Raw genomic sequence first — 24,289 nt, 5'->3', positions numbered from 1 at the left:
CGATGATAATAAGCGTATAAAGTACGTGTAATTATAGGTAAAAACATAAAGAAATACACGAACGGGAGCTGTGACAGTGGTGATGAATGCTGATTTACCTGATAAACGGAGACCATATCTAATATTTTTCCAGTCGGACCAAGCAGCTGCCAGCAATCTGCTGAAGAACCTACGGGCCGAATAATCTTTCTTTCACTGATGGATTTTCTTACTTTTATCGGAAAGAAATTCCGGTTCCATGATCAGAAAAGGAGAAGGCTTCAAAGGTCAGCGCGCGATCGTGATCCCCCGCAATATTTTGCAGGAGAAATGCGCTGCCGATCCGGTGATGCAAACGATGTACATCACGGACATCGGCTACTATCCCAAAGCGAAGTTTCACTACCGCAAACGCCTCAACGGTGCGCCGGAGCATATCCTGATCTATTGTATCGAAGGCCGTGGTACTATCCGGCTCAACAAAAAAGACCATCCTATCAAAGCGGGCGATTGTTTCATTATTCCGCGCGACTGGCCACATGCCTATCAGGCGCATGAGTCGGACCCGTGGACTATTTACTGGGCGCACTTTGCCGGCCACACGGCCGATGCGATTGTACAGACTGCCCTGCAGCAGCTGGGCAGTCACCAGACGTTCCTGCCACATGCCCATGAACGACTGGCTTTGTTTGATAATATTTACCAGCAGCTGGAAAGAGGCTACCGTACCGAGAACCTGGTGTATGCCGGCATGAGCTTCTGGGCTTTCCTCGCTTCCTGTATCTATCCGGGCGCCTATCATCCGGGGAAAACGAAAGCCGGACAGGATACTATTGATCATGCGATCGACTATATGAATCAGCACCTGGACCGTATGCTCACACTCGAACAGATGGCGCGGTCCATCAATCTGTCCATCTCCCATTTCTCTGCTTTATTTAAAAGCAATACCGGGTATTCGCCGATCGAATATTTTAACCACCTGAAAGTGCAGAAAGCCTGCCAGTACCTGCATTTCACGCATCTGCGGGTCAAGGAAATAGCGTCGCTGCTGGGCATGGAAGACCCCTATTATTTCTCCCGGCTGTTCACCAAAGTGATGGGCATCTCCCCCGCTCAATACCGCACAAAAAAACAAGAATCATAAAATAATCCATCAAATTCCGCAAATCCTCTATCCGCTTAGTAAAAGCGGGCGATTACTTTTACAGTAGTTCAATGAAAAAACACATGCGCTCTACATCCACGTTCCGGGCAGCCCTGTTGCTGTCCGTTGTTGCCGGCATGGTGGTGACCGCCTGCCATTCACGCAAGCGCACTGACTTCAGCGCGGAAGTCAAGCCTATACTTAATAAGCACTGCATCAGTTGCCATGGCGGCGTCAAACAAAGCGGCGGCTTCAGCGTCCTTTTCCGGGAAGAAGCCCTTGGCAACACCAAATCAGGCAAACCAGCCATCATCCCCGGTCATCCGGAGAAAAGTGAATTTATCCGTCGCCTGACCTGTAAAGATCCCAAAGAACGGATGCCGCAGAAAGGAGAACCGCTCACTGCTGCGGAAGTGGACGTGCTCACCCGCTGGGTCAAAGAAGGCGCTGAATGGGGCGAACACTGGGCTTACGTTCCGTTAAAACCCGTTCCTGTACCCGATATCGACATTGACAACGGGAATGACATCGATCGGTTTATTCTCGAAAAACTCAAACAGGAAGGGCTGAAGCCTTCCAAACCGGCGGACCCCATGACACTGCTGCGCCGCGTTAGTCTCGATCTCACCGGCCTACCACCTACACCGGCCATGGCAGCGTCTTTCAAAACCGACCACAGTCCCGCCGCCTATCAGCGCATCGTGGACTCCCTGCTGCAATCGCCGCACTATGGCGAACGCTGGGCTTCGATGTGGCTCGACCTCGCCCGTTATTCCGATACCAAAGGATATGAAAGAGATGCCAGCAGAAGTATCTGGCGTTACCGCGACTGGGTCATCGACGCGTTTAATCAGGATATGCCGTATGATAGTTTCACGATCGCACAACTGGCCGGCGATCTGCTGCCGCATCCTACTAACAGTCAGTTGATAGCGACGGCGTTTAACCGTAATACCATGACCAACGACGAAGGCGGCACACAGGACGAAGAATTCCGCACCGCCGCCGTGATGGACCGCGTCAATACCACCATGGACGTATGGCAGGGCGTTACCATCGGCTGTGTGCAATGCCATAGCCACCCTTACGATCCTTTCCGGTTTGAAGATTATTACAAGCTGCTCGCTTTCATGAACAATACCCGCGATGAAGATACCCACATGGAGCACCCGAAGCTACGTCTGTACGACAGTATTGGTTTGGCAGAAGTGAACCGTATCAGCGCCTGGGTGCAACAACACGGCAACACCGCACAGGTGGCCGATGTACAGCAGTTCATGAAAGTACTGGAGCCTAAAGTGCATGCACACGACTGCGACAATTATGTCAACGGCGCTTTGTATGATACCAAATATCTTGGCGTACGGCACAACGGTAGCTGCCGCCTTCCCGCACAGGCGACGGGCGGCAAAACGCAGCTGCTGATGAACTACTGGACCGGCAATAAAGGCGGCACCCTCGAATGCCGGCTCGACAGCCTCAACGGCCCCGTGTATTTCACCCAGGCGCTGGCGCCCACCAACGATCGCCGGGTGATTTCCATCCCGCTGAAACCCACTACCGGCAAACATGATCTGTACCTGAAGTTCCGTAACGCTTCGCTGAAACCTAACGACCCGGTATGTATGGTGGAATGGTTCGCCTTCCGCGATGACCTGCCAGGGAAAGGCCAACCAGGCTATGACTCCATCAACAATCATCTGCTGGCATTGGTGAACACACAGCCACAGGATATTCCGGTGATGATAGAAAATACACCGGCCATGCAGCGCACCACCCATATTTTTGAACGTGGCAACTGGCTGGTACTGGGCAAAGCCGTTACCCCGGACGTGCCGCACTCCCTGAATCCTTTCCCCGCCAAGGCCCCGCGCAACCGCCTCGGGCTGGCAGAGTGGATCACCGATCCCGGTAACCCGCTGACAGCAAGGGTGATGGTCAACCGCCTCTGGGAACAGCTATTCGGCATCGGTATCGTGGAAACAGTGGAAGACTTTGGCACACAGGGTTTCCTGCCTTCTCACCCGGCATTGCTGGACTGGCTCTCTTATCAATATATTCATCAGTACCGCTGGAGCACCAAAAAACTATTGCGTGAAATCGTATTGTCTTCCGCCTATCAACAGGATGCCACCACTACGCCAGCGTTACAGGAGAAAGATCCTGCCAACCGCCTGCTGGCCAGGGGCCCGCATTTCAGGCTGACAGCCGAAGAAGTGAGGGACCAGGCACTGGCCGTGAGCGGACTGCTGAACCGTCATATGCACGGTCCTGCCATCATGCCCTACCAACCCGAAGGCATCTGGCAGAGCGTATGGAGCGGCGAATACTGGAAACAGGCACAGGATGGCAATCAATACCGCCGCGCTATTTATGTGTTCCAGAAACGTACCAGCCCTTACCCGTCCATGATCACGTTCGATGGCTCCAGCCGCGAAGTATGCCTGCAACGGCGTATTCGTACCAATACGCCTTTACAGGCGCTGGTAACGCTCAATGACCCGGTGTATGTGGAAACTGCCCGTGCGCTCGCCCAAAATATGCAACACAATGGCAACAACGACGCCGCTGCGAGTATCCGTTGGGGTTATCAGGCAGCCGTGTGCCGGCAACTGACCGACAATAAACTGGCGGTGCTGCAACGGCTGTACAATCAGGCATTACAGCAGTATAAAAAATCGCCCACGGATGCCAAAGCGCTGCTGCAATGCAAAGATGCCCCGCCGCAACTGGCCGAACTGGCTGCGTTGACGGTGGTAGCCAATGCGATTATGAACCTCGATGAATTTCTGATTAAATCATAATATCTGGTCATTGGGTTATTTGATCATTTAACTATTGCTGATAACTGAAGATGGGATGTCAACGATCATTCACTTGTCTTAAAATAATCAAATGTCAAAATATAAAAATATCGAAATGAGATTGCTCCGGGAAGCCAATGAAGAAACATTGCGCTATATCACCCGCCGGCATTTCCTGCTGGATTGCGTGACCGGCCTCGGTGCCGCCGCGCTGGGCTCATTCCTGGCAGGCTGCGGCAGCAGCTCCGCCAAAGGGCCGGATTTCAGTGCCGACCCGATGGCGCCCCGCGCGCCGCATTTCCCCGGCAGGGCCAAAAGTGTGATATACCTGCATATGGCCGGCGCGCCTTCACAGCTGGAACTGTTTGACTATAAACCGGATCTGCAAAAGCTACATAACCAGCTCTGTCCACAGTCGCTGCTGGAGGGTAAAAAATTCGCCTTCATCCGCGGTGTTCCCAAAATGCTGGGACCACAGGCCGTGTTTGCGCAACATGGAGAATCACGGGCATGGGTATCCGACCATCTGCCCCACTTCGCTACCATGGCCGATGAGGTGAGCTTCCTGAAAGCCGTGCAGACAGACCAGTTCAACCATGGCCCCGCGCAGCTGCTCATGCAAACCGGCAGCGCCAGGCTCGGCAGGCCCAGTATCGGTTCGTGGGTAACCTATGGCCTCGGCACCGAAAACAGCAACCTCCCCGGATTTGTAGTGCTCACCTCCGGCGGTAAAACGCCTGATGCCGGCAAAAGCGTGTGGGGCAGCGGCTTCCTCCCATCCGTATATCAGGGGGTGCAATGCCGCACCAAAGGCGACCCCGTGCTGTTTCTGACAGACCCTGAGGGCATGGACCGTAACCTCCGCAAACAATCCATCGAAGCCATCAACGATATCAACCGGCAGGAATATGAAAGTTTCGGTGACCCCGAAACCATCGCCCGCATCTCCCAATATGAGCTGGCCTACAAGATGCAGATCTCCGTTCCCGATGTCATGGACATCAACAAAGAACCGGCGTATATTCATGAGATGTACGGCACACAGCCCGGCAGGGAATCTTTTGCCAACAACTGCCTGCTGGCCCGTAAACTGGTGGAGAAAGGCGTTCGCTTTGTACAGCTGTACGACTGGGGCTGGGACAGCCACGGCACCGACGAGAACCTCGCCATTGATTATGGCTTCCGCAATAAATGCCGCGAGATAGACCGTCCTATTACTGCGCTGCTGAAAGATCTCAAACAACGCGGCCTGCTCGACGAAACGCTGGTGGTGTGGGGCGGTGAATTTGGCCGCACCCCTATGCAGGAAAACCGTGATGGTAAAGACACGCCTTACCTCGGCCGCGATCATCACGTGGAAGCGTTTACCATGTGGATGGCCGGCGCCGGCATCAAAAAAGGCTTCACCTGGGGAGAAACAGACGAAATAGGTTACGCTGCCGTTAAAGGCAAAGTGGCCATCAACGATATACACGCTACCATCCTGCAACAGCTGGGATTTGACCATGAGAAACTGACCTATCAGTTCCAGGGCCGTCCGTTCCGGCTGACCGATGTAGGCGGACATGTGATCACACCGATTCTGGGTTAATATTTAAAATCAACCAATGCATACCAGCAGAAGAAATTTCCTCCGGCAGTCTGCCGTTATGAGTGGCGCACTGGCCCTCTCCTCCCTCCCCTCCTTTGCAGCCCGGCCGGCCAATGGCTACCGGTTGACCGTCATGGCCACCAACTGGGGCTATCCCGGCAGCATCGGCGATTTCTGCCGCGATGCCAAACAAGCCGGCTACGACGGTATCGAGCTCTGGTGGCCGCAGGACAAAGCAGCGCAGCAGGCGCTGTTTGCCGCACTCGATCAATACAAACTGCAGGTAGGCTACCTCGCCGGTGGTCACGACAGCGACTATACGAAACATGCCACACAGTTTGAAACCAACCTCTCCGCCGCTACCACCACAGGGCCACGGCCGCTATACATCAACACACAGTCCGGTAAGGATTACTTCACCTTCGAGCAGAATGCTGCCCTTATTGATATCAGCACCCGCATCACACAACGCAACGGTGTGCCTATCTATCACGAAACGCATCGTTCCCGCATGTTGTTTGCCGCACATGTGGCCCGCCAGTTTATTGAGAAGAAGCCAGACCTCCGTCTGACGCTGGATATCTCCCACTGGTGCAACGTACATGAGTCGCTGTTGGAAGACCAGGCCGAAACGGTGGGCAAAGCACTGGAGCGGGTAGGTCATATCCACGCGCGTATCGGTCACCCTGAAGGGCCGCAGGTCAATGATCCCCGGGCACCCGAATGGGCCAATGCCGTAAAAGCACATTTCAGCTGGTGGGACCAGGTGGTACGCCGCCATCAGGAGGCAGGTAAGCCACTCACGATGCTGACCGAGTTCGGGCCGGCCGACTATATGCCTACCCTGCCTTATACGCGGCAGCCGCTCGGCAACCAGTGGGACATTAACGTATACATGATGCATCAACTCAAACAGCGCTACGGGAAGTAATGAAGATATTAGCCACCACCGGAAACTGGAACCTTTTCATTGGCAGGATACATCCGTTGATCGTACACCTGCCGATAGGTATCCTGATCATCGCCTTTGTGCTGGCGCTGCTATCTCGCAGCAGCAAACGCGCCGGCCTGCGGGCCGCGCTGCCGTTGTTATTGCTCGCAGCCGCCCTCTCCGCCATCGCCAGCTGTGTAGCGGGTTATCTGCTATCGCTCGACGGCGGTTACGACGAGCAACTGCTCAACACCCACCTCTGGCTGGGTATAGGCGTGGCCGTTAGCAGCAGCCTGGTATACCTGCTGAGCGTCATCCCTGCCGGCAAACGGCTGTCGCGTTTACAGCTGCCACTGTTTGCCCTGCTGCTGTTGCTCGTATCCGCCGCAGGCCACTATGGCGGGTCGCTCACCCATGGCGACGACTACCTCACGCAGGCTATGCCGCCGGCCTTACAGGCCTTCGCCGGCAAACAAAAAACAGCTGATAACGCTCCCGCCTACACGAACGTAGGCGACGCCAAAGTATATGAAGACCTGGTGGCGCCGGTGCTGTCTACCCGCTGCTACGGCTGCCACAATGCCCAGAAACTAAAAGGGGGACTTCGCCTGGAAACGCTGGCGCTGATCCGTCAGGGCGGAGAACACGGCCCTGTAGTAAAAGACAGTATGCCGGAAGAAAGTGAGTTATTCAAAAGACTGGTACTCCCGGACAACGACGAGCACCGGATGCCGCCCAAAGGCAAGCCGCAGCTGTCGCCCCGCGAAGTAGAGCTGCTTTACTGGTGGATAGCGCAGGGAGCGCCCACCGGCAAAACGGTAAAAGAGCTGAAACCCAATCCGCGTATACAGCTGGTGCTGGAAGCCATGACGCCGGGCAAAGCCCTCGATCACAATGAGTTTATACCAGACGCAGCGCCGTCGGCGCCGGACAAAAAAAGTATGGAAGCCCTGGAAGCCAAAGGGGTGAAGGTGTTGCCGGTAGCGGCTAATAGTCCGTATATTTCGGTTACCTGTATCAATGCGCCCGGTTTCAGCGATGCAGACATGCGCTTATTACACCCGCTGCGATCGCAGCTGGTATGGCTGGACCTGTCCGGTACCCGTATCACCGATGCAGCGTTGCCGGCTATCGGTCAGCTGACCGCCCTCACGCGGCTGGAGCTGAAACAGACGGGGGTCAAAGGTTCCGCGGCAGCGCCGCTGGCCGGCTGCCGGGAGCTGCGGTACCTGAACCTGAGCGGTACTGCCTGCACCTCCGCTTTTCTACAGGCACTGGGGAAGAATAAGCAATTACAGCAACTGTATCTGTACCAGGCTACCCCTGACGCCAACACGCTGCGACAGCTGCAGCAACAACTGCCCAAACTGCGTATCGATACGGGTGGTTACCGGCTGGAGCAACTGGCATCAGATACCATCATCTATAAAAAGAAAACTGTTTAAAACCATTTGCCCTTGTCAGGGTATTGCCGGATGTCGGTCATATTGTTGACGATCACCGCTATCAGCAACAGTATGGCCACTCCGGAAGCTACCGGCGACAATACGTACCAGAAGCCCAGCTTCCTGATGGCCGGTGAACCTGCAATGGCCAGCAAAGCCGTAGCCCCTCCCGGCGGATGTACCGTTTTGGTCACCTGCATCACCACCAATGCTGCCGCTACCGCCAATGCGCAGGCCAGCCACTCCCATTCCGGCCATGGTATCAGATAACGGACGGTCACGCCCACTACGGCGCTCAACAGATGCCCTCCCACCAGATTACGCGGCTGCGCCAACGGGCTCTGTGTATGACCGTAAATTAATACCGCCGAGGCGCCGAAAGAACCTATCAAAAACAGGTTATCCTTCACCGGGAGATAAAAATGACTTAACAAACCGACACTGGCGATGCCTGCAAAGGCACCTATAAATGACCAGTAAATATTCTTTTTATCGATCAGCGTTTCCCGATACATAACATACCGGGCCACCCGTATACCCCGGCGGATCCTGATGAATTTTGCTTTTTGATGATGTTCCCGGTGTGCGGCCTTCTTTTCTTGTACAGATAACATTTTACTACCGTCAGCTTTCCTTGAGGACTGATTTCCGCCGCAAAGATATATCATCCCCCGTCAAATCATCTATAGAAAGAAAAGACCCTCTTTTTTTCTTTTTTCAGAAAAAAAATTATCTGCGCAGGAAGACTGCGCACATGGTCCTGCATCTTTGTATCATCGAAGCGGTCAAGTAAAAGTTACTTCATCATTTGGGATTTACTTTCACCATTATCGCTTCAGCTAAAGCAGTCGTCTAATTGGCAAGGCACCGGTATAGGAGTTTCGGAATTACCAAAAGGGTCAACCGGGGCTTACTACTTCAGGGATCCGGAGTTGTTGGTTCGAGTCCAGCCTGCTTTTCTATCAAGGTCAATTGTCGCTTACTACGTTTTTCTACAAAAAATCAGCGGCAACATTATCTGATTATAAACTTTAAAACGATGAACAACATCTTACAGGTAGCTTTACGTCAACAGGCCATTTATATTCCTGCCACCGCCATGAATGGCGCCACAGGCATGAATCCTGACGCGGCCTTACTGGTAGCCAATATGGCTAAACTGGGATTTGGTGTGTCTGAGCCGCTGTTGCGCGCCCTGGAACAAACCGATGCCGCCTGGCATACACAGATACTGGAGCAACTCCGGGACGTGATGGGTGTAAAACTGAACTGGGCGCCGCTGGTAAAAAACTGGCGTGTACCTACGGGAGAATCTTACGCCGATCATATCATCACCTATTTCACCAATTTATTAGGACTTACCGGTGGGACCAGGCTGGCCTGTGGTCACCTGATACCGCCTCATACCTTTCCGCTGGAACGTTATAACGGTTGTCCTTTCTGCGGTACACCGCTGGAAACCGCTGCCATAGAGCATTATGGACAGAATAAAAAATTGCGGGTACTTGAACTGTGGACACTGACAGATGCGGAACAGTACCTGAAGAACCTCTTGACATCACGTACAGCGCTGGACGCCACGCAGCAGGATAGTCTCCGTCGTTTGCTGGCGGAACTACCTTTACCGGCAGAAAAAATCGCGATGCGGGAAACAGTCATCACCGTGATCGATATCCTGACAAGCCAGGGCCGTGCTGAAAAAGCACAGGCATTGTTTACCACGCCTACGGACATACTCCGTTACCTGTGGTTTAAACATACCGGGTTCCTGCAACTGGTAGCGCCCAAAACGATTATCGCGCGTACACAGCGTAACCATATGGAGCGCCGTGGCGTAAAAAAGAACCAGATAAGCAAAGTTGCCGTTGCGGCTTCGCTGAAACTGAAATACCGCCGGGAAGAAGCCCTGATGGCTGCCCGCTGGATCAACGGCCTGTCTATGGACGCCGCGAAGATCTGCGCTGATATGCATCCTAAAAGACAGATGTGGGTGCGTTTCATCCGTGCCCTGCGTCTGCCGGAATACAGCAAGCGTGCCGGTTTTGAGCACCTGCGTACCATCATGGATAAATTTTATCGCGGCGATTACGAAGTGTGGCAGGGACGGCTGGACCAGTTCCGGCTGCGTCACGACGCTGCCAGCACTTTTTATCTGTTGCAGCAGCGGCCTGGATTATTTGCCCGTTCCCTGTTTGCCAACATGCTGTGGTTTGGGCCGGAAGCAACCATCGATGCGTTTTCGAAGGTAGCCGATCAGGTGCCTGCCCGGCTCCTGTTCACCCTTCAGATGTACGCCGGTTATTATTTTGATCACTATGGCACCCGTGTGGTGAAGCCGCTGGGAGGTACCGCCAAACACCTGCCGGCCAACAAAATGCTGCATATCTACACAGTGGAAGAACTGGACCAGATGCAGCAGGCCGTGGCCAATCTGTGCCTGGAGGCCACCCGTAAACGTTTTGCCGCAATTCCTGCCGTAGGTCGTACTATGTACATCGACCCTACGCTGTATAAAATACCGCTGGCCATCGGTGACCGTAGTGAGCAGATACACGACCTGCCTGCCGCCCTGATGGGGACACGCTTCCCGCTGCAGTGTAATCATATCCGCCTGTTCATGCAATGGGGTAAAGGATTACCTGCTCAGCACCTGGATATGGACCTGAGCTGCCAGATCAACTATGATGAGAGCAAGGATTACTGTTCCTTCAGTCGCCTGCAAACCACCGGGTGCCTGCATAGTGGCGATATCCGCTCTATCCCGAACCAAATAGGGACCGCGGAATATATAGAGCTGGACGTAGAGAAACTGGCTGCCGCCGGCGCCCGTTACGTGACGTTCACCTGTAACGCCTACTCCTCCGGAAGCCTGGTACCAGAAATGGTAGTAGGATGGATGGATAGCCGCCATAAAATGAAGATATCCGAAAAAACAGGCGTCGCCTACGATCCATCCTGTGTACAACATCAGGTACGTATCACCCGCGGCCTGACCAAAGGCCTGATTTTCGGAGTGCTCGACGTAGCCGCCCGTAACATCATCTGGCTGGAAATGCCTTTTGAAGGACAGGTAATACAGCAACTGAACGGTAACAACATCACCGGCCTGCTGAAAAAGCTGGAGCAGAAAATGACCATCGGGCAACTGCTCGAGATAAAAGCCGCCGCACAACAGCTGCAGCTGGCCGATACCACCGATGCCGATGAGGTGTATACCACCCAATGGGCAATGGATACCGCCGCCGTGACACAATTGTTTGTTGATTAAAATCCCAGGGCTTCAGCCCTGGGATATGTTGTTATTCAAATTCTTTCATGGTTACGGGTTGTTATGTAGGTGGAGATTTGTTGCTGTATTGAGTTTTTTTGGGTTAAAGACAACGGACTACGTTGCTGTAGCCCGGTTGCCACGATTAACTATTGTAGCGCAATAACTATTATGATCATTGTTTACGTTGCCTTATTGTCCCTATTCCTTTTCGTTTTCAGGGTAGCCATTCGTTGCCTTGTGAATCCTGTCAGCCTTCAGAACCTGAACAACAAACGTAGCCCAGGGCTACAGCCCTAGGAACCGCGCGGGCCATTTCCGGAATTATCGTTATTTTCGGGCGGTCATGCATTTGATAAAAAAACTATTATTCCCCATATTGCTCTGTTGTAGTGTAACGGTAACAGCCCGCCAGGCCCCATCTTCCGGCAACAGCACAGATACTACGGCCCCCGGAGGGTTGTATCAGCGTGTTCTCCATTATCTGGCGCATACCAACGATGAAAGCAAACACAAAAAGGTAGATCTTAGTTTCATCGGAGGCCCCGTTTATACGCCGGAGACCAGCGCGGGCATCGCCGTGATGCTGGCCGCCCAGTACAAGACAGACCGTGCCGACAGCCTGTTGCCCCTCTCCAATGTGGCCGTATATGGCTCCGTGGCGCTCACCGGGTTTTATGGTATTGGCCTCAACAGCACCACCATCTTCCCGAAAGACCGCTTCCGGCTGATGCTGAAAGCCTCTTTCAGCTCACGGCCCGATAAATACTGGGGGATTGGCTACGATGCCGGTTCCGCCAAAGATGACTATACCGACTATCTGTTGCTGACAGAAAAATTACAGGCCGACCTGGCCATCAACCTCAGTAATCGCTTTTATGCCGGTATCAGCACACACGTGCAGAATGGGCAGGCAAAAGATATAGATACTGCCGGCGGCAAGCCGCTGATGCAGCCGAAACGGGTTTTCGGCATGGGCGCCGGACCTTTCGTGGTGTATGACACCCGCGACTTCATTCCCAATCCGTCCCGCGGCATGTACGCCAGGATAGGTTACCGCTTCTACCCTTCTTTCCTCGGCAACAACGATGTGTTCACCAAACTGGAACTGCAATTCGACTGGTACAAACGCCTCTGGAAAGGCAGTATCCTTGCGATGGACTTCTACGCAGAAGAACACAGCGGCGACGTGCCCTGGAACATGCTGGCACAGGCAGGCGGCTCTAACAGATTACGCGGCTACTATGAAGGCCGGTACCGCGACCGTAACTATGTCGCCGGACAGGTGGAACTACGGCAACGCATATATCGCCGCAGCGGCGCAGTAATATGGGTGGGTGGCGGCAACGTGTTCCCCCGCTTCGATGCGCTCTCCTTTCAGCAAACACTCCTCAGCTATGGCATCGGCTATCGCTGGGAATTCAAAAACCGCGTCAATATCCGGCTCGACTATGGCCGCGGACAAGACCAGTCCGGCTTCTACTTCGGCGTCAACGAAGTTTTCTGATCCTATCCGAAACGCCTATACGTTTTTTGTTCCGTCAGTTTTGTCGATGTGTAACATTAAAACCTTTCCTTTGCGTTTTTAATATTCACAACGAAGGGATAGATGAGAATTAATTTTAGGCTGCTGATTACCTATGCAGCCCTGGTCCTGATTGTAGCCTGTACAAAAGACGATATCCGGGAAACCGCCCCTGTTCAGCCACCGGCAACGGTCGCCGACAACGACCACCTGCTGCTCGGCAACCCTACAGACGCGAAATCCAATCTGATTTTCCTGGAGAACTTCCTGATGAATCAAACTTATTTTGTGGAAGCCTACAGCAAAAATGCAGGCATACCGGTATGGGTCAGCTGGCACCTTCAATCAGAAGACTGCCCGGGCACCATAGACCGCTCCAATGACTTCAGGCCCGATCCCGGTCTGCCGCAAGGCTGGTACCAGGTAAACGCCGGCAGCTACAACGGCAGCACCACCGGCTTCGACAGAGGCCACAATTGCCCTTCCGCCGACCGCAGCGCGGCTAAAGAAGCCAACAGCGCTACTTTCCTGATGACCAATATGATCCCCCAGGCAGCGGCCCTCAACCAGATACCCTGGGCCAATATGGAAGATTTTATCCGTCAACAGGTGAGAGACGATAAAGAAGCCTTCATCATCATGGGCTCCTACGGCAAAGGCGGACGTGGCAAAGGGCAGACCGCCTTCGTGGAAACCCTCGACAACGGTAACATCACCGTACCCGGACAAGTATGGAAGGTGGTGGTGATCATTCCCAAAGGCACCAACGATCTGGCCCGCATCAATGCCAATGCCACCGTTATTGCCGTAGACATGCCGAATGATAATGACCTGTATACCGGCACCGGTAAAGCCTCCGCCTGGAAAAATTATCTCTGCACCGTGGAAACGCTGGAAACCAAAGCCAAAGCGGCAGGCGTGCCCCTGAACCTCTTTCAGAACGTGCAGGAAGGCATAAGGGCACAGCTCAAAAAAAAGTTGTACAGCCTTTAACTGTCCAGCCAGCGCCGGAAGTCAGTGCTGCGTGACTGGCTGACAAAAATAGCGTCGTCTTTACAGTGCTCCAGCAGCACATGCGTGCGCCCGTTGGAATGCAGCCTTATCTGCCGGAGCGCTTTAATATGACAGAGGTATTTCCGGTTGATCCGGAAGAAAGTCCGCGCAGACAGCGTCTCCGCCAACTCATCGAGCGACTGGTCCGTTACGTTCATGTCTCCGTCAAACGTATATACGTATACGTGTTTATCCTGCGCCTTAATATAGGCGATATCGTTACAGTCAATACTTTTGATGCCGTTATGCGTGCGGAACATCATCCGCTCCCGCGAGCCTGTGGCAGGCGCCAGGGAAGCGATCAGTTTTTTCAACTGCTCGCCGGCCGTATCCGGTGACTGATGCGCCCGTAGCGACTCATATTTATCCAATGCCGCAGACAGCTCTGCTTCTTCAATAGGTTTCAGCAGATAATCGATGCTGTTTACTTTAAAAGCCCTGAGTGCATATTCATCATATGCTGTCGTGAAAATCACGGGGACCTTCACCGCGGTCTGCTTAAAAATAGCGAAACAATCGCCGTCGGAGAGTTGGATATCCATCAGGATAATATCCGGATGCGCGTTATGTGTGAGCCATTGCACCGTTTCCTCAATACTTTCGGCAACAGGGCAGATATGCCAGTCGGGGCGCAGCTTGCGGAGCATATTCACCAGCTGCCTGGCTGCGGCCGTCTCGTCTTCAACAATTAAAGCTATCATTTTTCGCTGTTTAAATCTTCCGGGCCGGGGAGCAGTGGAATGCCCACCCGCCAGCAGGTTTCATCAGAGGTAATGTTTACGGTTTTGCCGGTCAGCGGCTGATAACGGCCCACAATATTAGCCAGACCGATACCCATAGAGGTGGTCCCCGATTGGCGTAGCTGCAGGTTGTTCTCTACAAACAGATAATTATCCGTGGAGTATATGTTGATGTGTAAGGGCCGCTGACGGGATATTTCATTGTGTTTGAGCGCGTTTTCCAGCAGCATCAGCAAGCTGTGTGAAACAATCTGTTGGGATAACACGCCCGCATTCACGGTCTTGTCGTATATCAGTTTATCGCCAAACCGTTGTGCGCTGATACCGAGGAAAGCGTCTGCGATGGCCAGTTCGGTGGCTACCGTCACGGTACCGCTGGTTTCCTGTGCCAGGGAGTACCGCAGTATCCGGGAGAGATGTTTCACAAAGTCCACTGCCTGTTCTTCATCTTCCCGAATCAAAGAAGTCAGGGTATTCAGTGCATTGAACAGAAAGTGGGGATTGACCTGATTGCGCAACAGATCGAGCTGACTTTGGGCCAGGCGCTGTTCCATTCTGGCGGCAGCTTCTATCCCCTGTTTCCAGTGATCGATAAATTTACCGAGGGTGGCTGCCAGGGTAATGGAGAGAAACAACATGGCCGAATACAGCATGTTCCGCACATAGCCCTGCCAGGCAGGATCGGGCGTATGAAAAATAAAGACTTCCAGTTTCATAAAGCACCCTATCAGGGTAGCGCCAAAACACGCTGATACCAGTATAAAAACCAGAAAACTTCTCTCTGTACGTGTATTCCAGTTCAGTACTTTCCGAAGAAAAATATCGTTCAGCGCTTTAAAGCCAAAGAACCCAAAGATGGTCATCAACAAAGTGGTCACTATTTCCGCTCTCATATCAAACTCCCCGGGGGTATACCCGGATAAATTGTTGATGATATTAATCACCACGACAATGCCCAATATGATGAGATATGACCTGAGTGCAGCTTTTACTTTTCCCATAAACACCACCTGTATTTTCAGCGGATGAAATTACTGTTTATTGCCGAGGTAGTCGTTATACTCCCGGACCACCGACTCGATGTTATTAAAACTATAGTCGCCACCAGTCTGTATTTTCCGGACAAGCAGCGTATCCTCGCTGAGCCATGGTGTCAATGAGGTAACAAAATCCCGGCGTTTTTTGCCGATAAAACAATAGCCGGTAGTATCCCCGCTTTTCCGCAGGAAGTAGTTCACATATTTACTGTTCATAAACACGCCGGCGCCCAGCGATGCCGGTCCGGGCGCGAACCTGCTGGCCATCGAAACATATCGCATATAGCCCACTTTTCCGGGTTTGAAGTACAGGCGGTACAACTGTAACGGACCTTCAATCACCTGTTCAGCAAATACCTTCGCAAAATGATAGTGCCAGATGCGCGTCCGGATGGTTACATTTTTGAGCGTACAAAAGGAATGGTGCTCAAATGAAAAAGACTGGCAATCGGTGACTTTTATTTTCTCGTTTTTGTCTCCCAGTTGTTTTTTAAAATCGAAGGACAACAAGCCCATTTCCTCCATGGAGATGAATCCATCAATCTTTTGCCCGGTACTGTCCAGGTAGCACCCTTTCAGGTATTTGCCCTTTTTCTGGGCGTCCACGGTAAAAACAGTCAACAGGCATAGTCCTGCCAGCCATAGGCCTCTGTAGCAATAATTCTTCATACAGCATATTTTATGATATACTGCAAAACACCTGAAAATAAAGGCAATGGGCTGGCGAAAGGCGATGAGTTTGCACACGCTGGCGATAAGTGATAGTATTCCGCCGATAACTGCCGCTGAAGAGGGAATCCATAAAGGGCCGGAAGGATCAGGCGCCCGGCTTGTTTTCCATTTGTTTGATGATATTGTTGACCTCTACTTCCGTAGCCCGCAATTTCTGCTGGCAAAACTCTATCAGTACGGACGCGCGTTTTACTTTCTCCGCCAGTACATCTACCGAAACGGTCTCATTTTCTATTTCCTCCGCTATCTGTTGTAATTCGGTGTAGGCGGCTTCATATGTCAGTTCCTGATTCATCATGTGGTGTTTTAGCGGTCACGGTGGCCTCCAGGGACGCGTCGTGCAGCCTTACGGTGATAGGGCTGCCGGCTGCCACCGGGAGTGCGCTGTTAATGATTTTATCGCCTGCATATACGATGGCAAAGCCACGCTTCAGTATATTGACAGGGCTCATGAGTTTGAATAAAGTATCGTAATGGGCCAGCTGCCCGCGTCTGTTTTGCATATACAACCGGTTGAACGAGCGGATATTGGCCGTCATGTTGACCAGATCATTTTGTTTGCCGGCGATCACCGCCCTGGGCCTCGCCAGGATGGCGCCTGACAACGTCAGCAGCTCCCGCTGATGATGCTGTAATACCGACCGGGAGCCATGCGACACCACATTGTGGTAGTCGTGCAGCATTTCCCGCTGCCCTTGCAGGATGGTCCGCGTTTGGTTGATCACGGCGGCGTTCAGCTGGGACAACGCCTGGTAGTGACTGGAAAATAGTTGTTGTGCCCTGATCAGGATGGTATGTTGCAAAGCAGATACCCCGTCTTCAAATGCCTTGTTATGCGCGATGATCAGCTCTGCCGCTTTGGTGGGCGTTTTCACAGGGCTGTGCGCCATCATGTCGGTGATGGTTTCATTTTTCTGGTGACCAATACCGGTGATGATGGGAATGGGAAATTTGGCGACTGCTCTTCCCAGCAGGAAAGTATCAAACAACAGGAAGTCCGTCTGCGCGCCACCGCCGCGGATAATCACCACCGCATCATAGGCCACGCCACTGTTGTAAACGTCAATTAGCCGCTGCTGTACCAGTTCGGCTTTCGATTCTCCCTGTACTACGGTAAAATAGGTATCTACCTGAAAAGCGTAGGCAAAACGGTTATGTTCCAACGTATGCCGGAAGTCCTGGAAGCCGGCCGAATTACCGGAAGTAATCACCGCCAGTTTCTGTATCACAGCCGGAAGCGACAGCTGATTGTTGCGGGTCACATAGCGGTCCCCTACTTTGCGGATGTAATCGGAACATTCTGCCAGCAGGCGCAGCAGCGTTTGTTGTTTCTGCTGTTCCAGCATGCCGATGGTGAAGCTGGTGTCGATATCGAGCAGCGTAATTTGCAGGCCATGCACCTGGTGGTAATTGACCGACACTTTCACCAGTACGTGTATATCATTTTTAAACTGCTGACCGGTCACGTATTCAAACTCACGGATACGGATAGACCCATTGCCCCAGGCTACCGCAGCCACTTTGGCCACGATAGCGCTGGAGTTCGTGTCTTTCTCCACGAGATCGAAATAGTGATATCCTTTCTGTGCGTAAAAAGCATGGTTGGTCACATCGGCCACTACCCAAAAGGTCTCTTCTCCAAATACGTTGGAGAGCGCCTGCTGGATCTTACCCGTTAGCGCCGAAAGTTTGATGGTCTCAAATGCAGTCATGGTGGACTGTAAAGATAGGGAAAAGCGCTGGCATACGACGTGTTACATCATCTCAGCGCCGGCCGCAGGATACGCTCTATGGTAGCAGTTTTCAGGCCCTTCCCGATAAACACCAGCGTAGATGAGGGCGGTGTATCGCCCCATGGCCCCGCCGGAACAATGGTGAGATAGTTGCCGGTAGATTGCACCAGGTATTTCTCCGGGCTGTCTTTCACGGCCACATATCCTTTGATGCGGTATAACTGGTCGGTATATACGTTAAAATTCAGTTCCAGCACAAACGCCAGCATTTGCAGGTCAAAGGGCTGTGGTGATTGAAACAGTACGGTGTTGATTTTGTGCGGTGTCTTTTCGGCGGGTACTTCACAGGCACTGTCTCCGGCCGGGAAAGTGGCCACAGGCAATGGTACGCGGCGTTCCTGTGGCAGCATGTCGGCCAGCACCACCTGCCCATCGGCGGTAGCAGTAATGTAGGCCAGCGGGTTGACGTTTTCCAGCAACGCCTGCAACCGCACCAGTTCCGTTACCGGCAAGTCTTTGGTTTTATTCAGCACAATTACATCAGCACAGGAAAGTTGTTTGCCTACTTCTGTTACCTGTTCCAGGCGGGTTTCGATGTTCTCCGCATCCGCCACGCAGATGGTGGACACCAGCTGAAAACGGGCTTTCACGTCTGGGAGGCTGAACATGCCGATGAGGTTGCCGGCATCCGCGATGCCGGTCGTTTCAACGAACACCTGGTCCGGTTGTTCCTCCAGCCGCAAGATGCCGCCCAGTACTTCCAGCAACTCATTGTCGAGCGAGCAACAGATACAGCCTGCTGTTAGTTCATAAATATTTTCAATCTGCGCGGCGACTAATGAGGCGTCAATATTCACTTTGCCAAATTCGTTTTCGATGACGATGTTGCGGTAGTCCCGGCTCTGCTGCAACAGGCTGTTGAGCAGCGTGGTTTTGCCCGCACCGAGAAAGCCGGTCAACAGATATACTTTAATGGGCTTATTTTTTTGCATGTTGATCGTGATAATATCTCAGAAAATAAATGCCGGCCGCTATCAGCGGCAAGCTCAGTAACTGTCCCATATTGAGCAGATAGCCGTTTTCAAATGACTCCTGGTTTTCTTTCAGGAATTCTATGATAAAACGCGCGCCAAACACCAGTATCAGGAAGAGACCGAAGAAAGCGCCCGGCTTTTGCACCAGTTTGTTTTTTTTATACAGGTAGATGAACAGGCCGAAGGTAATCATATAACAGAACGCTTCATATAGTTGCGCCGGGTGACGGGGCTGATGGTCTTCCCGCACAAATATCACCGCCCACGGCAGGGTGGATGGTCTACCGATGATTTCCGCATTAAAGAAATTGCCTATCCGTACAAAGGCGCCGGCCAACGGTACTACGATAGACAGCCTGTCCAGCAGCCATAGCAACGATACCCTATAGCGGCGGGCAAATAGTGCCACCGCTGCCAGTATGCCCATGGCCCCGCCGTGACTGGCCAGTCCCTGATAACCGGTCCACGAAAAATGACCGTTCTCCCACCGGAACGGCAATACGATTTCCGCCAGATGATACCGGAAATAACCCCATTCATAAAACAGGCAATGCCCCAGCCGTGCTCCCACGATGGTGCCCACGACCACATATACCAGCAGGCGGTCCAGCAATGCCACGTTTTTTGCCTCGCGGTCAAAGACGTAGCGCATCACCAGGTAGCTGAGCACAAAAGCTATCATGAAGGCCAGGCTGTAGTAGCGAAGCGCGAAACCGCCGATGCGGAATATTTCCGGTGAAGGGTCCCAGATTATATTATGCAACATAGTTGCAAATATAATAGAGATTTACGGATTTTGGAATTTTTTGACGTGGGGATTGGGGGCCTGGTTGCCCGAAGAATGATATCCGGCAATAAAAATTTAAAAAAATAAAATCGTTCAGATCGCCGCTCACCAATCTCAAAATCACAACATCACAAAATCCGTAAATCAAATAACCCAATATCCCAATGCCCAAATACCCAAATATTTCTATCTTTGGCGGCATGTCACTTTTTATCACGTCATTGAATTCGGGGAGCAACGGCAACTGTTACTATATCGGTAACGGTCAGGAAGCGGTGTTGATTGATGCAGGTATTTCCTGCCGGGAAACAGAGAAGCGGATGACCCGCCTCGGGCTATCGATGACGAAAGTGAAAGCCATCTTTATCTCTCACGAACATACGGACCATATCAGAGGGGTAACGGTGCTGGCCCAAAAACACCAGTTGCCGGTGTATATCACCCAAAGCACGCTGGCCGGCGGTAATCTGGCACTGCAGCGGGTAGTGCCTTTCGCAGCTTATCAGCCCGTGCAGATAGGCGGTCTTACCGTCACCGCCTTCCCCAAATTCCACGACGCCGTGGAGCCGCACAGTTTCATGGTATCCGGCAATCAGATCAACATCGGCGTATTTACCGATATCGGCGCGCCCTGCGAGCATGTGCTCAACCACTTCAGGCAATGTCATGCCGCGTTTCTGGAAGCCAATTACGATGAGCAGATGCTGGAACAGGGCAGATATCCCTACTACCTTAAAAACCGCATCCGTGGCGGACATGGGCATCTGTCCAACCGGCAGGCGCTGGAAATATTTACCCAACACCGCCCGTCGTTTATGACACATCTGCTACTCTCCCACCTGTCGCAGGATAACAACAATCCTCACCTGGTACAGGAAATGTTTGACCAGCATGCCAACGGTACGCAGATCATTGTGGCCTCCCGACATGTGGAAACAGCAGTGTTTCAGATACAGGCTACCAGCTTTGCGGAAACCCCTGCAACAACGCCCCTATAATATACACCAGCGGAATTGCCGACAGGAAGGCGTATTTCCAGTAGGCCTGCTTTTTACCGCGCAACAATCCCACCAAAATCACTACGTCTGCAATCAGCAGTAGCAACAGCACGGGGCTGAAGAAAAATGACATGAACACCAGTTCATCAAAGTAATCCCAGATATTCAGGGGATGATAGGTCCGTTTCCAGATCCAGGGTTTCAACTGACGCTCCGAGAGGTAAGCCTTAAAAGCCACTTCGCTGGTGAAGCGATGCACCTGGCAGCTTTCTTCGCGGATCACATAAAACGTGCTGCCGTCTTCCCCGATCACATGGTTTTTGTAGAAATACCAGCTTTTCAGGCCAATGGGGAATTGGAGCGAATCGCAGTGCGCTCCGGAGAAAAAGGCCATGGCAGGAGCGGTGCCATCGTATTCCATTTTATTGCCACCCGGCGTGGATTCGGTCCAGGCAGACAGGCCTCCGGCATAGGTGGGGCAATTCAGCAGCAGACAGCTACATAATAACAACAACAGATGTAAACAGTACTTCATTTTTTTCAGAATAGCGTTAAAGATACACAAATCCACTGGCATACTTATGGTGGTTGTTTTCTAAAACCTGTCAGCTATGAACACAAACACTGCCACCGTAGAGACACTCAACGATCTCATCGGCATCAACAACGACCGTATTTCCGGTTATGAAAAAGCGCTGAAAGATAATAAAGGCAAAGACACCGACCTGCAGGCGCTTTTCACGCATATGATCGATGAAAGCCGCACCATGCGCAACACACTGGGCAAAGAAGTACAGGGACTCGGCGGAGAAATGGAAACAGGCACTACCACCGGCGGAAAGCTGTACCGGGCCTGGATGGAACTGAAAAGTGTATTTGCCGGCCATGATCGTCATGCTATCCTGTCCGATTGTGAAACGGAGGAAGATGCTGCCATGCGCGCCTATTCACAGGCCTTACAGGAAAAACACCTGCCGGCCTATCTGCGTGAGCTGCTGACGCAGCAGCGGTCGACCCTTAAAACGGAACACGATAAAATCAAGAAGATGCGTGACGCACAGGCATAGGCACTATATGCGATATTAATCCTTTTGACGCCAATACTTTAGCAGCGGGATTTTTTATCTTAGCAGTAGCATATCCCAAATTTGAAGCCGTTATGTTACTACTACTGAAAAACCTGCTCCGGCTGGCTGCGCATCTGCTCAAAGCCATCTGGCTGTTCTTTCCCGGGATTATCTTCCTCCTGCTGATCATCTTCATCTGCTGGTCGCTGGACCAGGGCAAAGACGTGATTGTTGCCTATACTGAAAACCACTATCGTGAACGCATCCTCTTTTTCCTGGCCATCGGGTTCTGGGTGTACGTAAGCTGGTATTCGTCCCGTATCATTGCTTATATCAAACGTACCCGCCTGATCGCTGATGTAAAGGACGAGGCGATGATCACCGATGCGGCAGCCACCAAGGCCTACAACGATCACAATGAACGTTTTCCTATCAGCCAGTTTTTTCTGGATGAATTCCCAAGGGTGTTGGGCCACTGCTGCTTCCTGTTGCTGGAACTGGCCATGCTGCAATCACCGGTGTTGTATCACCCGCTCAACAGCACCGTTTGCTGGATTATTTTCGCTACGGTACTTACACTGCTGTATTTTCTCAATAAGCCGCTTAGCCGGTTGTCGATGCAGCCTGCCTTCCGGAAAGTATTTATGGTGTTGCTGATATCGTGGCTGGCTGCTACGGTGGCCACCAGCTTCATTCCGCGTATCAGCATTCTGCTGTTACTGGCGTTGCTGATACTGCTGCATGCCCTGTTCCTGCTGTACACACATCTGCGTCGCGTGGAACTGGACATCTCCGCCCGGAAAAGCCTGCTGCTCACGCATACGCCACTGGACACCCTGATGCGTTACTTTTTCATCCCGCGCACAGAGAAAAGTTTTTTCCGATGGTTTATTTTCATCGGGTGCGCGGCCCTGGTTACCTATGTGGCTGCTATTTACAGCCTGGGGTTTGCGCGGCGACTGGGGCCATTCCCCTTTCTGTTGCTCGCATTCGGCATGTTGTTGTTATTTGGCAACATTGTCACCGCCTTGTCTGTCCGTTACCGTATCAGCTTTCATTTTCTTTTTGTCGTCACCGCCCTGATTTTCGGGTTGAAAGAAACCCATTACGTGAAGCTGACCACCGCGCCCAGCGGCAACCATTATGAGTCCCGGCCATCGCTGAACACCTATCTGCGGGCCTGGCTGCGTACCCGTCCTATTATGGCCGACAGCAGTTATGATGTATATTTCGTGATGGCCAACGGCGGCGCCTCCCGTTCCGCCTACTGGACCGCGGCGGTACTCGGGGAAATTGAAGACGCCAGCATCCGTCAGCATCCGGAGGACCGCTTCTCCCGGCATGTGTTCTGCCTTTCCGGCACGTCCGGCGGCGGTGTAGGGGTAGCCACCTTCTTTTCCATGCTGAGAGACAGGTCGCATCAGCAACCGCTGTATGCTAAATCAGCGATGACCTACCTGAAACAGGACTACTTCAGCTATACTTTCACCCGGATGTTGGGACCGGATTTCTTTCGTTATATCATTCGCACCTCACGGGCAGGCGACAGGGCCGCCGCACTGGAAGAATCCTTCGAACGCAGCGCAGACGTGGCCGGCGATTCACTGTACCGCGTACCTTTCGATGCAGCGTTGTCCACCTTCCCTGCCATGCGGGAAGACACCGTATTCCTGCCGGTACTATGCATCAACACCACACGCATGCAGGACGGCAATCCCGGAGTGGTCACCAACCTGCAGCTCGATGCCGGCATCTTCAACAACCGCGTAGATGTGCTGAGTTTATTACGCAACGACTCCGATATCACCATCACCTCCGGCGCCATTCTGGGCGCACGGTTCCCCTACCTGAGCCCTGCCGGCAGAATACAGAACCAATACTTCGTGGATGGTGGTTATTTTGATAACTCCGGCGCCGGCGTTATTCAGGAGATCATCCGCGGTATTATCAACATTGGGGAAGATGACAGGCACCTGCACGGAGACAGCAGCCAGCTGTATCAGCAGATCAACCGCCTTCATTTCAAAGTGCTGCATATCACCAACAGCCCCGTTATACCCGGCGAAGAACACTTCCGCTCCGTGGCGCCGGTCAAAAACGATCTCTTTGCCCCTGTGCTTACCATCGCGGGAGCTTATGGCATGCAGACTACGGTCAACGATAAACGACTTTCCCACTATGTCAGCGATATCAATGATTACTATTACAAGAAGGCATCCTACATACAGATACCTTTGTATAAAGACAGTCTGGAGTGGCAACAGGACCCATTAAGAAAAAGGTTCCCCAAAGGAGAACCTTCCTATACTATGAATTGGTTTATGTCAGATACCACTATCCGGAGAATTAATATACGTCTGGCCAACAATCAGGCACTCCATAATTTTATCACCAGTATTAAATAAATTGATTCGGAAT

At 52.4% G+C, this 24,289-nt stretch carries 20 protein-coding genes and 1 tRNA gene; 12 read left to right on the top strand and 9 right to left on the bottom strand.

Annotated features, from left to right (window positions below; translation table 11 throughout):
• The first annotated feature begins 238 nt into the window (after window positions 1-238).
• The 5 genes from ICL55_RS00165 to ICL55_RS00145 all read left to right on the top strand — a co-directional run bounded on the left by ICL55_RS00165 (window position 239) and on the right by ICL55_RS00145 (window position 7,897).
• Window positions 239-1,126 carry an AraC family transcriptional regulator gene (locus ICL55_RS00165; RefSeq protein ID WP_188094033.1) on the top strand — a complete coding sequence of 296 codons (888 nt, stop codon included), beginning with the start codon at window positions 239-241 and terminating at the stop codon, window positions 1,124-1,126.
• Window positions 1,127-1,197: 71 nt separating this feature from the next.
• Entirely contained in the window at window positions 1,198-3,930 is a 2,733-nt protein-coding gene (locus ICL55_RS00160) for a DUF1553 domain-containing protein (RefSeq protein WP_246496127.1), read from the top strand.
• A gap of 91 nt (window positions 3,931-4,021) precedes the next feature.
• The gene (locus ICL55_RS00155; protein WP_188094031.1) at window positions 4,022-5,521 is read left to right on the top strand and encodes a DUF1501 domain-containing protein; all 1,500 of its coding nucleotides are present in this window, start codon (window positions 4,022-4,024) and stop codon (window positions 5,519-5,521) included.
• A gap of 16 nt (window positions 5,522-5,537) precedes the next feature.
• Window positions 5,538-6,452 (top strand): twin-arginine translocation signal domain-containing protein, encoded by a 915-nt coding sequence (locus ICL55_RS00150; protein WP_188094030.1) that lies wholly within the window; start codon window positions 5,538-5,540, stop codon window positions 6,450-6,452.
• Window positions 6,452-7,897 carry a c-type cytochrome domain-containing protein gene (locus tag ICL55_RS00145; RefSeq protein ID WP_188094029.1) on the top strand — a complete coding sequence of 482 codons (1,446 nt, stop codon included), beginning with the start codon at window positions 6,452-6,454 and terminating at the stop codon, window positions 7,895-7,897. Before ICL55_RS00150 ends, ICL55_RS00145 begins: the two co-directional genes overlap by 1 nt.
• On the opposite strand, the gene ICL55_RS00140 is transcribed toward ICL55_RS00145, so the two are convergent.
• A complete protein-coding gene (locus tag ICL55_RS00140; protein WP_188094028.1) occupies window positions 7,894-8,511 on the bottom strand; it encodes an HPP family protein in 618 nt (205 codons plus the stop codon). The genes ICL55_RS00145 and ICL55_RS00140 overlap by 4 nt on opposite strands.
• A gap of 227 nt (window positions 8,512-8,738) precedes the next feature.
• Between ICL55_RS00140 and ICL55_RS00135 the strand changes: the two genes are divergently transcribed.
• The 4 genes from ICL55_RS00135 (at window position 8,739) to ICL55_RS00120 (ending at window position 13,683) form a co-directional block, all read left to right on the top strand.
• A tRNA-OTHER gene (locus tag ICL55_RS00135) sits at window positions 8,739-8,856 on the top strand.
• Between the two features lie 80 nt (window positions 8,857-8,936).
• On the top strand, window positions 8,937-11,165 hold the full coding sequence (locus tag ICL55_RS00130; RefSeq protein WP_188094027.1) for a hypothetical protein: 2,229 nt from the start codon (window positions 8,937-8,939) through the stop codon (window positions 11,163-11,165).
• Between the two features lie 346 nt (window positions 11,166-11,511).
• Window positions 11,512-12,672 carry a BamA/TamA family outer membrane protein gene (locus ICL55_RS00125; protein ID WP_188094026.1) on the top strand — a complete coding sequence of 387 codons (1,161 nt, stop codon included), beginning with the start codon at window positions 11,512-11,514 and terminating at the stop codon, window positions 12,670-12,672.
• A gap of 102 nt (window positions 12,673-12,774) precedes the next feature.
• Complete coding sequence (locus ICL55_RS00120) at window positions 12,775-13,683, top strand: DNA/RNA non-specific endonuclease (protein WP_188094025.1); 909 nt, start codon at window positions 12,775-12,777, stop codon at window positions 13,681-13,683.
• On the opposite strand, the gene ICL55_RS00115 is transcribed toward ICL55_RS00120, so the two are convergent.
• The 7 genes from ICL55_RS00115 to lgt form a co-directional block, all read right to left on the bottom strand.
• Complete coding sequence (locus ICL55_RS00115; protein ID WP_188094024.1) at window positions 13,680-14,444, bottom strand: LytR/AlgR family response regulator transcription factor; 765 nt, start codon at window positions 14,442-14,444, stop codon at window positions 13,680-13,682. The two genes, ICL55_RS00120 and ICL55_RS00115, sit on opposite strands and share 4 nt — an antisense overlap.
• Complete coding sequence (locus tag ICL55_RS00110) at window positions 14,441-15,484, bottom strand: sensor histidine kinase (protein WP_188094023.1); 1,044 nt, start codon at window positions 15,482-15,484, stop codon at window positions 14,441-14,443. Before ICL55_RS00110 ends, ICL55_RS00115 begins: the two co-directional genes overlap by 4 nt.
• Window positions 15,485-15,514: 30 nt before the next feature.
• The gene (locus tag ICL55_RS00105; RefSeq protein WP_188094022.1) at window positions 15,515-16,189 is read right to left on the bottom strand and encodes a hypothetical protein; all 675 of its coding nucleotides are present in this window, start codon (window positions 16,187-16,189) and stop codon (window positions 15,515-15,517) included.
• Window positions 16,190-16,337: 148 nt separating this feature from the next.
• Complete coding sequence (gene xseB, locus ICL55_RS00100; RefSeq protein ID WP_240975965.1) at window positions 16,338-16,550, bottom strand: exodeoxyribonuclease VII small subunit; 213 nt, start codon at window positions 16,548-16,550, stop codon at window positions 16,338-16,340.
• On the bottom strand, window positions 16,525-17,964 hold the full coding sequence (xseA, locus tag ICL55_RS00095; protein WP_188094021.1) for an exodeoxyribonuclease VII large subunit: 1,440 nt from the start codon (window positions 17,962-17,964) through the stop codon (window positions 16,525-16,527). Before xseA ends, xseB begins: the two co-directional genes overlap by 26 nt.
• 47 nt (window positions 17,965-18,011) lie before the next feature.
• Window positions 18,012-18,977, bottom strand: a complete 966-nt coding sequence (locus ICL55_RS00090) for a CobW family GTP-binding protein (protein ID WP_188094020.1) — start codon at window positions 18,975-18,977, stop codon at window positions 18,012-18,014.
• The gene (lgt, locus tag ICL55_RS00085) at window positions 18,964-19,785 is read right to left on the bottom strand and encodes a prolipoprotein diacylglyceryl transferase (RefSeq protein ID WP_188094019.1); all 822 of its coding nucleotides are present in this window, start codon (window positions 19,783-19,785) and stop codon (window positions 18,964-18,966) included. Before lgt ends, ICL55_RS00090 begins: the two co-directional genes overlap by 14 nt.
• A gap of 185 nt (window positions 19,786-19,970) precedes the next feature.
• On the opposite strand from lgt, the gene ICL55_RS00080 reads away from it, so the two are divergent.
• Window positions 19,971-20,804, top strand: a complete 834-nt coding sequence (locus ICL55_RS00080) for an MBL fold metallo-hydrolase (protein ID WP_246496126.1) — start codon at window positions 19,971-19,973, stop codon at window positions 20,802-20,804.
• On the opposite strand, the gene ICL55_RS00075 is transcribed toward ICL55_RS00080, so the two are convergent.
• Window positions 20,764-21,339: a hypothetical protein gene (locus ICL55_RS00075; protein WP_188094018.1), complete on the bottom strand. Its 576-nt coding sequence runs from the start codon at window positions 21,337-21,339 to the stop codon at window positions 20,764-20,766. The two genes, ICL55_RS00080 and ICL55_RS00075, sit on opposite strands and share 41 nt — an antisense overlap.
• Window positions 21,340-21,415: 76 nt before the next feature.
• On the opposite strand from ICL55_RS00075, the gene ICL55_RS00070 reads away from it, so the two are divergent.
• Window positions 21,416-21,871 carry a PA2169 family four-helix-bundle protein gene (locus ICL55_RS00070; protein ID WP_188094017.1) on the top strand — a complete coding sequence of 152 codons (456 nt, stop codon included), beginning with the start codon at window positions 21,416-21,418 and terminating at the stop codon, window positions 21,869-21,871.
• Window positions 21,872-21,963: 92 nt separating this feature from the next.
• Window positions 21,964-24,276: a patatin-like phospholipase family protein gene (locus tag ICL55_RS00065; protein ID WP_188094016.1), complete on the top strand. Its 2,313-nt coding sequence runs from the start codon at window positions 21,964-21,966 to the stop codon at window positions 24,274-24,276.
• The last annotated feature ends 13 nt before the right edge of the window (window positions 24,277-24,289 follow it).

Origin of the sequence: Chitinophaga varians (genome assembly GCF_014529945.1) — a bacterium.
GTDB classification, from domain to species: Bacteria; Bacteroidota; Bacteroidia; order Chitinophagales; family Chitinophagaceae; genus Chitinophaga; species Chitinophaga varians.
This window is presented reverse-complemented; position numbering and strand designations above follow the sequence as displayed.